The following is a 12,818-nucleotide window of genomic DNA, read 5'->3' on the forward strand; positions in this document are numbered from 1 at the left end:
GAGTAATTATTTAAGATGTTGACCATTTTTCAGTAGAATGGATTTTAAACTTTCATAGGGTACATCCTGAACTGAATTATTTGTATCAATTGCCAACGATGCAGCAGTAGCCGCTGATTCACCCAAAACCATAAATACCGGTTCCATTCTTATAGATCCAAAAGCAATATGTGTAGAGCTCAGACAGACCGGTACAATTAGGTTTTTACATTCTTCCTTTTTTGGTGTCAAAGATTTGTAGCTTATAGGGTAAGGATCAAAACCATGCGCTTCAACGTTACCTTCATTTTGAACAAAACCGTTAGCGTCTATGTAGCGTTGTACATTATGCGAATCCATTGTATATGCGGCTAATCCAATAACATCCTCTACCACTTCAAGCCCTTCACAATTACGCTGCGTCATAACATAATCGCTTACCATACGTCTAGCTTCACGTATATATAATTGCTGCTGCCAACCATCTTCTCTCTCAAACTCATCTTTTGTTGTTCCCCATTTTGAAGCTTCATCACGAACCTCTTTAGGAATCCTGGGGTGATTGGCCAATGTCCACATTAAGCCCATTTGATAATTACGGTGATCTTCGATGATTTTTTCCCTTTCGGCATAGGAAGCTTCTGGGTAATCATAATTTTTACCAATATAATCTGTAGAAAAACCAAATCTGTTATTTGAATCGGTCTTACGATTTGGCATACTAGAATTTATTAATGGCAATAGAGGTCCACCTTTATAGTACATATCTGGTACTGATCCTTCTCTAGCTTCATAATTACGAAATAATAATTCATAGTTTAACTCATTATAATTATCTGGCTTTTTAAAAGAAATTCTATTCTCAGGGTGGTCGGTCAAACACATTCTAAAACAATAAGCTTGCACCTTATCATCTCCATTTCCCTCAACCCCGGGCTTTTCATTTATATTAGGTAAAAGTCCGCTCTTAGGATCCCCTTCAATAATATAGGGGTCTACTTTTGGTATAAAATTATGATTAGCTGCATTTTTAGAAACTAATTTGGTCAATGAAACATTGTAATTATTAGCCTGAACACCGTTCAAAGTTTCACCGTATTCCTCATTACTCTCACGACCAACAGTATAGCTAACACCAGCGGTAGCCATTAAATCCCCTTCATAAGTAGCATCAAGAAACACTTTACCAACGAATTTCTTTCCACTTTCCATTGTGATAGAAATGATTTTGCCATTTTCCTTTTCTACACCAGAATCTCTATTTAACCTTTCGTTATATATAAGTTTTACTTTTTCCTTTTTTAGCATTTGAACGTAAACCGATAATGCTGCTGATGGCTCAAAAGTCCACATGGTGGGCTCTCCTTCTTGCGTTCGTGTTTGTCCGCCATCTTTGTAATCAGATTTATCTTCCCATTTCCAATTACTTGAATCGTCATAGTACTTTTTAATGTTTTCGTAAAATTCTCTGGAAATTCCTCCTATTGCCTGTTTATTGCCTATATCCGTTTGCCCTAAACCTCCGGTCGTCAAACCTCCAATTCGGCTAGTTGGCTCTATAAGCACTACTGATTTATTCATTCTACTTGATTGAATTGCGGCAGCAATACCAGCAGAAGTACCCCCATAAATTACTATATCATATTTTTTTGTTTGTGCGTTCAAGCCTTGAAACATTAATATGAGTGTGAAAAATTGAATTAGTTTGGTCATATTCTTTATTAATTAGTAGTATTTTTTATGCTATTTTCAAAAATCTTATTCGATTAGAAATTTTGGTTTTATTTTAAGCGCAGTGCACTCTTTTAGAGTCCAGCCTTTCAATCACCCAATTAATAATTGACTAAAAAGCGGATTAATAACTTTAAGTGACCTTTCAGATTTAAAAATCTATTTAACCAATTAGAGGTAAAGAATACAAGCCGGATTAGAGACCTGTATTCTTAACTCTATTTAAATATTAGTACCCTGGGTTTTGATCAGCTTGATTAATTGCCGGATTATTATTGATTTCATTTTCAGGAATAGGCCATAAAAAGCGCTCATCAATTATATTCTTGCCAGCGGCTGTAAAAGCTTCCTTAACTGTTCCAGTTCGTTTTAAATCAAACCAACGTCTGCGTTCCAATAAAAACTCATAAGCACGTTCTTGTAAGACCGCATTTCTAAAATCAGTGGAACCCATACCAGAAGTGTAATCTTCTGAGGAAACGGTGTTCAGATCCAAACCATAGGCTCGTCTTTTTATAATATTCAATCTCTCTGTAGCAAGCGCTGTTGGACCTCCATTGGCATTATTTGCCGCTTCTGCATAAATTAAATAAGCTTCTGCAAACCTATAAATAGGCACACTATATACATTTTGTCCAGAAGAATTAGAAATAAATTTCTTGAAGAGTACCGGTAAAGTTTCAGGTAAAGAAACCCATGACCCATCAAAATTTTGATACTCTGTATATAAATTAAAATCCTTTCGTAAATCGTTATCGTCCCAACTATCACCAATAAATGAATTTGTATCTGGAAGCCATGCAAAGTAACCTGTAGATGAATAATTATATGGCAATGCCTGACCTCTATGTATATAAGTTGGAATACCAGAAGTTTTTGTTTCAGAATGATGTACTGACATTATATCTTCTGTACTAGAATCTACAGCAAATACCTTATAAAAATCATCTGGACTTTCAACTTCAACAAGACTAAAAGGACCATTGACAATAACATCATCAGCTTTTTCAGCTGCTGCTTCCCAATTTTCCATAGTTAAATAAACGTGAGCTAATAACATTTTTGCCGCCCATTTAGATGCTCTACCTGTTTGTGATCCTATTTCACCAAGGCTGTTTTCAGCAGCCAAAGCATCAGCTACAATTAATTCATACACCTTACTTTCAGGCTCCCTTGCAGCTTCTACAGTACTTAAGTCTACACTTTCACTGGTCTTAATCGGTACTGCCCCCCAACCACGAACCAGTTCAAAATAACTTAAAGCTCTTAAAAAATGTGCTTCTCCAAGAATCTGTTCTTTTACTTCTGGGTCTATATCTTCTATTTGAGATACATTATCTAAAACCGCATTCGCACGATTGATCGTAGTATAAAGAGATGACCAATTTGAGGCACACCTTCCAATACTTGTTTGATCTAATATTTGGTCCCAAATAGTAATTGGTGCTTGTGACCCTCTACCCAAAATAAAATCACCGTGTAGCTCAGTCATCAAATAATGATTCATGCCATAAAAATCGCTTTGCAATCCAGCGTAAACACCAACAATGGCAGCTTGCGCATCTTCTTCGGTATTATAGAAGTTTGCCTTGGAAACAAAATCCTTTGGAACTTCTTCCAATGTTTTCTCACAGGCGGAGAGGCTCATTATTATTAATAATCCTAAAACTATATTTTTCATAATGTTATGTCTTTATAAATTAAAATCTAAATTTTAGACCAATCGCATAAATTTTGGCACTAGGATAACTACTTTGGTCATGACCAAATCGTAATCGATCCCCAATATTACTTGAATCAGTACCTTGAGAATTAGCCTCTGGATCAATACCTGAATAGTTTGTAAAAGTGAATAGATTGGTTCCAGATATATATAATTGAAGCATATCAAAATCACTTAGACCAATTTCAGATACAGGAAAATTATAGGCCAACCTCATTGATTTTACTCGTAGATAACTAGCATCTTCTATAAATCTGTCTGAAACCGTTATTTGGGTAGCACTACTTATTTTAGGATACTTTGCATTAGGGTCAGGATTTTCTGCTGTCCAATAATTACCAATGATATCTCTAAATTGGTTGTTACCTCGCTGAAAGGAATTTAAATGTGTTCCATTAGTTGCATTAAATAATTCGTTTCCTTGAACTCCCTCCAACATCACATTTAATTCAATCCCTTTATAACTAAAATTAGATGTTAGCCCATATATAAAATCTGGATGATAACTACCCAAAATCACACGGTCTAACGTATTTATTAATCCGTCAGGAACACCGTCAGGTCCACTCAAATCTTGATATTTTATAAAACCATTCTCATCTAAACCATCTTCAAGAAGTCCGTAAAAGACTCCTAAAGGTTCCCCTTCACGCGCAATGTTTGCGCTTGGCCAAACCGCAGCTTGAGCCGATCCAAAAATATCACTATCCCCAGCTAGCTCAATTACTTTATTTCTATTAGCAGAAATTTGAGCCGAGACATCCCATTTAAAATCGTTTCTTAGAATATCGGCATCAACACTAAATTCAATTCCAGAATTTTGTATTTCCCCAAGATTTCTAAGAATTGAGCTAAACCCTACACTTGAAGGAAGGGGTACTGATGCAAGCAAGTCTTTAGTATTCTTTTTGTAATAATCAAATACAAACCGTAATCGATTATTAAAAAGATTTAAATCAAACCCAACATCTAGTTGCCCTGTAGTTTCCCATTTCAATTCACTATTGGAAATACCTGCAGGATAAAATCCAATTACGTCTGCTTGATTTTCAAAAATAAATTTAGCCGAGTTAAGTCTATCTAGTGATTGATAAGGACTTAGAGCAGTGTTACCTGTAATACCGTAACTAGCTCTTAATTTTAAGTTTGAAATGGTTGAGCTATTTTCAAGAAAGGCTTCATCAGAAACACGCCATGCTAAAGCAGCTGATGGAAAATATCCCCATTTATTATTTGCACCAAACCTAGAGGAACCGTCAGCCCTAATACTAGCTGTCAACATATATTTTCCATCATAAGAGTAATTTACCCTAGATAGAAACGAAGCTAAAGTCCAATCAAAGTACCCAGACCAAGGATTTCCAATAGTTTCGGCTGCAGCCAAATTATAATTCTCGGTAATATTATTAGAAAAACCGCTTACATAAATACCAGAGTATCTATTCATTTGTGTCTGATAGGTAGCACCACCTATTACGTTTACACTATGTTTTTCATTAAATGTCTTTGAATACGTCAAGACATTTTCAGTTAAAAAAGAATTGAAGTAATTATTACCTTCTTGAGCAGAACCTCTATCATTTTCATACACAGTTGGTGTAAACAACTCACTTCGCGAATTTCTATATTGTAAGCCTAATAAAGTCTTAAATGAAAGGCTAGGTGTAATTTGAAAATCGAAAGTAGCGTTTGCTAATACACTATTAGCGAAACTTAGATTCTTGTTAAGTGTAGATAATAAAGGGTTTCTCATATCAGCAGATCCAAAATTATAAATCTGACCAATTTGAGTAGGAAGTCCATCTTCATCATACAGAGGTAATGTAGGTGGTGCCGAAGCTGCCGCAGAAAGCATAGATGTACCTCGGTAGCCATTGTCTACATTAACTGATTGAGTCTCACTTCTTGACAACTGAAGGTTTATACCCATTTTTAACCAGCTTTTCAATTCTTGATCTAAATTAACTCTAACAGAACCTCTAGTAACTCCTGAATTTTCTATGATTCCTTCTTGATCATAATAATTACCGGAAATAGAATATCTGCCTTTATCCGAACTACCAGAAAAGGTTATTGTATGGTTCTGTACAGGTGATGTTCTAAAAATGGCATCTAACCAATCAGTTCCTGGGTTTTGAATTTCATCAATATTAAAATTTGGTTCTAAGCCTTCATTTTTCAACCATTCATTTGCTATAACGGCATATTCCTTTGCATTGAGTACATCATATTGATTTATGGTTTGTTGCATACCAAAGTAATTATTTACTTCAATTTTACTTTCTTGATTTTTTACACCTCTTTTAGAAGTAATTATTACTACACCATTAGCGCCACGTGAACCATAAATTGCGGTAGCAGATGCATCCTTTAAGATATCAACCGATTCTATATCTGCTGGATTCAAATAATCTATACCACTGGTAACAGGAAATCCATCAACTACATATAAAGGTTGATTATTACCTATTAGAGAATTTCCTCCTCTGATACGTACCTCTATTCTAGAACCGGGAGTACCTGAGTTTTGAGTAACCCTAACCCCTGACGCGCCAACTTTAAGTGCCTGAGCCATATTGAAAACAGGAACCGATTCAAGAGTTTCGCTTTTAACTTGAGAAACCGATCCAGTTAAATCTGCCTTTTTCATTGTACCATAACCTACTACAACGACCTCTTCTAAACCTGCTGCACTTTCTTGCAATACAATATCAACATTACTTTTTCCTTCTAATAATACTTCCCTAGTTGCATAGCCTAAATATGAAAATATAAGAGTTGCATTTTGATCAGAAACTAATATGGAAAAATTACCATCAAAATCTGCAGTGACTCCATTGGTTGTTCCTTTCTCTACAATGTTAGCACCCGGTAAGGGAACACCTTCAGAATCTACAATGGTACCCGTAACTGTTTTTTGATAGGCATCAACTTTTTTATCTTGATCCCTAGCTCTATTTTGTTGCGAATCGTTTCTTAAAAATATTTTACGATCTTTTATTTCATAAGAAACATTTTGACTATCAAAAAGACTCTTAAGAATGTTATCAACTGGTACACGTTTAAAATTTAACGTTACTTTTCTATTTAAATCAACGGTATTTGTTTTAAACAAAAATTTAAACTCACTAAGGCTTTCTATTTCATCCAAGACCTCTTGGACTGTAGAATTTTCTTTCGCTATAGAAATTTTTGTTTTTTGAGAGTAGCTATTAGCTTGCATCAAAAAACTAATAGTTAAGAAAAAAAGAAGTGATAACTTCATTTTTAGGTCATGGTTAAACTGCCAAAAGTTAAAACCCTTCGACATTGGTGGTTTTTTCATAATTTTGAGTGTTTATTTGTGATTACGCTTTAAGTATGATCATTTTTATAATCGGGAAATGTTCCAGCATTTTCCGATTTTTTTATTTTCGTCATCTCGAAATATTAAAATGATCAAATGAGATTTGTCAATTTTAGTTTATCATATTTAAGTTTTAGTTTATAATTATTTTATTTTCTACAATTTGATATTCAATTTGGTATACTTTATTGAAATAGCTAAATACCTCTTCTATTGTCTCGTGTTTGGTTTCAATTGTAGCATTAAATTTTTCGTTCGCTAAATCTATGTTGTTATTGATTATGACTACATTATAATGGCGCTCCAATTTTTGAATAATACTTGCAAAAGAAACGTTTCTAAAAACAAGATTCCCCTTCAGCCAAGACGTATAGAGCGCTGTATTAACCTTTTTATTATTTAAGCTCTTATCATACTTATTGTAAACCCCCATATAACCAGGCTCTAAGAACATTTCTTTTACATCTCTTTTACTTTCCGTGGAAGATAAACCTACGGAACCTTCCACGAGAACAACTTCTGTCTGCTTATCCTCATAGTAATCTGTCACATTAAATTTGGTACCATAAACTTTTACATCTAAATTTTGGACGTTAACTATGAACTGTCTATTTTTTTCGTGTTTTACTTCAAAAAAGGCTTCTCCTGTTAAAACAACACGCCTACTAGCATCTGTAAAAACAGTTGGGTATGTTAATGTGCTACCTGCATTCAAATGAACCTTAGTTCCATCAGATAAAACAATTCCAAATTGTTTGCCATTAGGTATACTTAATGTGTTGTATTCAGGTATTAGATTCCCCTGTTCTTCATAAATTAATTGATCATCTTGCTTATTACCAATCACCTTTCCTGATGTTCCTACAATTTTTAAGGAACCACTCTCTTTTATAATTTGCTGTTCCCCATTACCCAACTCAAGTACTATCGAGTCTTCTCTTGGCACAACAATATCAGCCGCCCCATTATCCAGCAAATTATTTTTCATTACAAATCCAATACCTAAAAATACAATTGCAATAGCTGCATATTTTAAAACTGATAAAAATCTAACCTTGGCATTATACTCCTTATCCTTTTTAATTTCCTTTAAAAGTTTTTCTTTAACCTTTTCAAAATCAGAATTGTTCATAGTTAGGTTTATTGCGAAATGGATTTTTACATATGATTTAAAAATCTTTTGATTCTTAACATCTAACAACCAATTATTCAGAATATCTAGGTCTTCAGTATCAGCAGACTGAGTAAAATATTTTATAATCCGATTTTCGATATCTTTAGAAATCATTGATGGTTCCTCTTTTAATTAATACAAGTGAAATTTGCAATACCCTAACTTTTTTTAATTATTTTTTCATAATCATATAATTTTTACCGTTTATTTGTTAAATAATCATTTATTATGGATGCTGAAGAAAATAGAAGATTAATCGAAAAACTAATTTCTGGGGAAGAAAAAGCCTACATTTTGCTTTTAGAAAAATATCATAAACAGTTAAATGCATATGCGGTCACTTTAACTCATGACCAATCGATAGCTCAAGATATCGTGCAAAATGTTTTTCTAAAGACTTGGAAGTCAAGAAAAAAACTTAACCCAGAATTCTCCATCCGTAATTTTCTTTACAAATGCGTTTATAATGAATTTCTAAATTCTTATCAGAAAAATAAGAGCGTTGTTTTATTAAATCAAAAGTATATTGAATACTCTCATGAAGTTGCCATTGAAATGGATGACAACATGATGAGTAGAATGATGGAAATTGTAAATAGAGAAATAAAAAAGTTACCACCTAAATGCCAAAAAGTATTTATTCTGAGTAAAAAAGAGGGTCTCACTAATAGTGAAATTGCAGAATATTTAGACGTTTCTATTAAAACAGTAGAAGCACAAATAACAAAGGCATTTAGAATATTAAAGAATAAATTGGGCGACAAATATGAAACTATTTTGATGATTATTTTTAACAAGAGAATAGTTTAGAATACTATACCAAATTTACCCCATTACTTTTGTAAGGTTTTAAGATTTCCGCATCTGGATCTAGCTCAGTCACCAAGTCGGTCAATGTATTAATCTCACAAATTTTATAACGATTTACTGTATTTAATTTTTTACTAATTGTTAAAGCAATTAATCGTTTAGATGAATTTATCATAGCTTTTTTCATCTGTGCGATTTCCCAATCAGTCTCAGTTATCCCTTTTTCATAATCTAAATATCCAGTACCTAAAAAACAGATATCTACAGTAATATCCGTTAAGCTATTTATAGAAACCCCACCAGTTACCAACTGAGACTCCTTTGACAACTTACCTCCTATTAAATAAACTTCGTGGTGATTTGACATATTGTTCAAAAGTTCAACTGCCATGGGTAAACTAGGAGTGAAAAAAGTTAAATCCATTTTTCTTGGAATAAGTTTTGCAAGCTCAAGATTAGTTGAACCACCACTAATCATCACTACATCACCATTTTGAAGAAGTGAAACTCCCTTTCTGGCAATTTTTACTTTGCTATCTTGTTCAAATATCTCCTTTGATCGATCTGAGTAGGTATTGAATCCATTAGAAATAGCACCTCCATGTACTTTACGTAATTTGCTTAATTCATCAAGTTCTTTAATATCTCTTCTAACTGTATCCATAGATACAGTTAAGATGTTTGCTAAATCTGTTAGCAATACCCTATTATGTAATTGAACTTCCTCTAAAATTATTTGGTGCCTATCACTTTTTTGCAAAATATTTTTCTTTAAAACTATTACAAGGATATCAAATTAATAATAAACAACTAGCATTTGCAACAAAATACTGCAAATCATATACTTGATTTTAGAATACAATAAATATTTCGAGAATACATTGCTTAATTGCTATAAAATATTGCAAAACATGAAATATTCTGCTACGTTTGTTAGCACAACAAGCTAAAACTTTTTATTATGACGAAAACCTATCATGTTCTCTCGGTGCTGTTGCTGACACTATTTTCCCTCGGCACATATGCACAATCCTCAACAGTATCAGGTACTATTATTGCCGAAGACGGTCTACCCTTACCAGGTGCTACAATTCTATTGAAAGGAACTTCTACCGGAGCTTCTACCGATTTCGATGGTAATTTCAGCATCCAATTAACTGATGCTACAAACCAGACTTTAGTAATTAGCTACATCGGATACAAAACTGAAGAAGTAATTTTAACTGATATGAACCAAGTTATCAACGTAACTTTATTAGAAGATTCAAATGCTTTAGATGAAGTTGTACTTGTGGGATCTTCTGTCACCCAATCAAGGAAAAAACTTGGTAACGCAATAACTACTGTTAAGTCGGTAGAATTGGTTAAAGCTGCACCTGTCAATATTACTAGTTCTCTACAAGGTAAAGTACCTGGCGCCCAAATAACACAAAACTCCGGTGATCCAGCAGGTGGCTTTTCCATAAGGTTAAGAGGTCCTAGTACAATTAAAGGTTCGTCAGAACCACTTTATGTAGTTGATGGTGTTATCACCAGTAACCTTACAACCAACGTAACCAACCTAAATGTTGATGCCGGTGATGCATCACCAGGTCAAAACAGAATGGTTGATATCAATCCTAATGATATTGAAAACGTGAATATCCTTAATGGTGCCGCTGCAGCAGCAATTTATGGTTCTCGAGCATCTAACGGTGTTGTTGTTATTACAACCAAAAAAGGCGGAATTTATGAAGATGGACCTGAATTTAATTTCAAATCTACTTTTAGTGTTAATACGATACGTAAGAAATTGGATTTAAACCTTATTGGTGAAGAATTTGAAACTGTACCTAATAGCGCATTATCTGGTAGACTATGGCCAATTTTCGGTTTCGACGCTAATGACAATAATGTCTTAACAACATATAGAAATTTATCTACGGACAAGTTCGAAACTACCAGATACGATTATCAAGATGAAATATTTCAAACTGGATTTGGCAGCGACAATTATTTCTCTGCAAAAGGTGGAAATGAAAAAATGGGCTATATGGCTTCTATTGGTTATTTAAGCAATGAAGGTATTATTAAGAATACTAAGTTTGATAGATTTTCTGCAAGAGTTAATTTCAATCATAGAGTAACAGATTGGATGTCATATGACCTTGGTCTATATTATGCCAACAGTAAATCTGATGAAAAACCAGATGGCAATGTTTTTTGGAGTCCGATAAACTCAATTAACATAACCAACAATACTTTTGACATTACCCAAAGAGATACGAATGGCAATTTAATGGCGGTTGAAGATACAAGAGTAAATCCGTTAACAATCATTGAAAGTTTCGATATTACACAGGATGTTCACCACTTTATTCCAAATCTACATTTGAAAATAAAACCGTTGGAGAAACTGACAATTGATCAAATTATCGGTGTTGATACTTATAACCAAAAAGGACATATAAGCATACCTGTTTATCCATATGAAAATGTAAACCCTGCATATTATAATGATGGTTATTTAGGAGATGCTGAAGCAAAAGTGTTTAATTGGAACTATGATATCAATATGGCATATAATACTGATATTACCGATAAATTAAACTCTGTAACGACTGCAGGTTATAGCTTTCAGTCTAGTGAATTATCCTTTGAGGGAACACAAGGTAGAGGCTTAGATGACAATAATCAACCTACTATTCCATTACAAACACAACCTATTGATACAAATTTGGACATCTACGGATTCTTCCTTCAAGAAACGCTATCATATGATAATAAACTATTCTTAACCTTAGCCGGAAGAATTGATGGTGCCACAAATTTTGATGTTGATGAAAGGTCTAATTTTTATCCTAAAATTTCAGGGTCTTATGTACTTTCAAACGAGCCATTTTTTAATACAGAGAGCTTTTTAAATTCTGCTAGATTAAGAGCTTCTTATGGTGAAGCAGGTAACTTAACGGCAATTAGCCCTTATGAAAGATTTGGCAGCTACACCTCTAATGATTATTTAGGTTCATCCACCTTACAACAAAATACAAGATTAGGAAATGAAGGTTTAACTCCTGAACGTACAAAGGAATTTGAAATAGGAACCGATTTAAGCTTCTTTAATAACAGAGCATCAGTATTATTCACTTATTATCGTCAAAACATAGAAGATTTAATAGTAAGTCGTGTCCTTGCCCCTTCTCTTGGTGGATCTTCAAGAACTGAAAATGTTGGTACAATGCGTAACAATGGTATTGAAATCTACGCGAAAGTTGCCCCAATAAAAACTGATGACCTTACATGGAATTTAAATTTCAATTTTAGTAGTAATAGAAATAAAGTTCTAAGTACTGTTGGTGGTGATATTACTATTGAAAGTGTAACTGGTGCCCCACCTATTGTAAAAGAAGGGGAAGCTTTAGGTGTATTCTACGGAACGTATTATGCTACAGATGATAACGGTGATTTACTTTTAACCGGAGCTTCTACAGATGGTAGTCCAGTTGGAGTTCCACAACAAGAAAGAGGTAATTTAGAAACAGGAACACCAATGCGTGATGCAGATGGTCAACCTACAGGTGATATTTTAAGAAAAGTTATTGGTGATCCTAATCCAGATTACATCCTAGGTGTTGGTACAGATTTGGCATACAAAAATTTCAATTTTAGTATGCTTTGGGAAGCTGTGCAAGGTTTTGATGTTTTTGATGCTGACAAGAGAACTAGACAAGGTGTAGGCGTTGGTCAATTGGCCGCCCAAGAGCTTACTGGTGACCTTGCCAGAGGTTACATTGCCGGTATTTACCCTATTGAAGAATTCAGAATAGAAGACGGTTCATTCGTTAAGCTTCGTGAAGTTTCTTTAGGCTATGAGTTTCCTTCATTGTTCAATTCTAGTCTAGAAAATGTAAAATTATCATTGATTGGCCGTAACCTTGTTTCATTTGATAAATTCTTTAGCTACGACCCAGAAACAAATGCTGGTGGGCAATCCAACTTATTGCGTTCGGTAAACTTCGGAAATGTTCCTATTCCTATGACAATTTCTTTATCATTAAGCGCTAACTTCTAAAAAG

The 12,818-nt window shown here is 33.9% G+C and carries 7 protein-coding genes; 2 read left to right on the top strand and 5 right to left on the bottom strand.

Annotated elements, in window-relative coordinates:
- Positions 1-6: 6 nt before the first annotated feature.
- The 4 genes from BW936_RS11315 to BW936_RS11330 form a co-directional block, all read right to left on the bottom strand.
- On the bottom strand, positions 7-1,692 hold the full coding sequence (locus BW936_RS11315; RefSeq protein ID WP_076548513.1) for an FAD-dependent oxidoreductase: 1,686 nt from the start codon (positions 1,690-1,692) through the stop codon (positions 7-9).
- Between the two features lie 247 nt (positions 1,693-1,939).
- Positions 1,940-3,391, bottom strand: a complete 1,452-nt coding sequence (locus BW936_RS11320; RefSeq protein ID WP_076548514.1) for a RagB/SusD family nutrient uptake outer membrane protein — start codon at positions 3,389-3,391, stop codon at positions 1,940-1,942.
- A gap of 19 nt (positions 3,392-3,410) precedes the next feature.
- Positions 3,411-6,698 carry a TonB-dependent receptor gene (locus BW936_RS11325; RefSeq protein ID WP_159439017.1) on the bottom strand — a complete coding sequence of 1,096 codons (3,288 nt, stop codon included), beginning with the start codon at positions 6,696-6,698 and terminating at the stop codon, positions 3,411-3,413.
- 214 nt (positions 6,699-6,912) lie between these two features.
- Positions 6,913-8,067, bottom strand: a complete 1,155-nt coding sequence (locus tag BW936_RS11330) for a FecR family protein (RefSeq protein ID WP_084182052.1) — start codon at positions 8,065-8,067, stop codon at positions 6,913-6,915.
- A gap of 114 nt (positions 8,068-8,181) precedes the next feature.
- On the opposite strand from BW936_RS11330, the gene BW936_RS11335 reads away from it, so the two are divergent.
- Positions 8,182-8,763, top strand: coding sequence for an RNA polymerase sigma factor (locus BW936_RS11335; RefSeq protein ID WP_076548515.1), 582 nt, complete (start codon positions 8,182-8,184; stop codon positions 8,761-8,763).
- A 4-nt stretch (positions 8,764-8,767) separates the two neighbouring features.
- Here the strand turns inward: BW936_RS11335 and BW936_RS11340 are convergent, their stop codons facing one another.
- Entirely contained in the window at positions 8,768-9,523 is a 756-nt protein-coding gene (locus BW936_RS11340; RefSeq protein ID WP_076548516.1) for a DeoR/GlpR family DNA-binding transcription regulator, read from the bottom strand.
- 201 nt (positions 9,524-9,724) lie between these two features.
- Here BW936_RS11340 and BW936_RS11345 point away from each other — a divergent pair, with 201 nt between their 5' ends.
- On the top strand, positions 9,725-12,814 hold the full coding sequence (locus tag BW936_RS11345) for a SusC/RagA family TonB-linked outer membrane protein (RefSeq protein ID WP_076548517.1): 3,090 nt from the start codon (positions 9,725-9,727) through the stop codon (positions 12,812-12,814).
- Positions 12,815-12,818: the final 4 nt, after the last annotated feature.

It is taken from the genome of Maribacter ulvicola, from assembly GCF_900155985.1.
GTDB lineage: Bacteria > Bacteroidota > Bacteroidia > Flavobacteriales > Flavobacteriaceae > Maribacter > Maribacter ulvicola.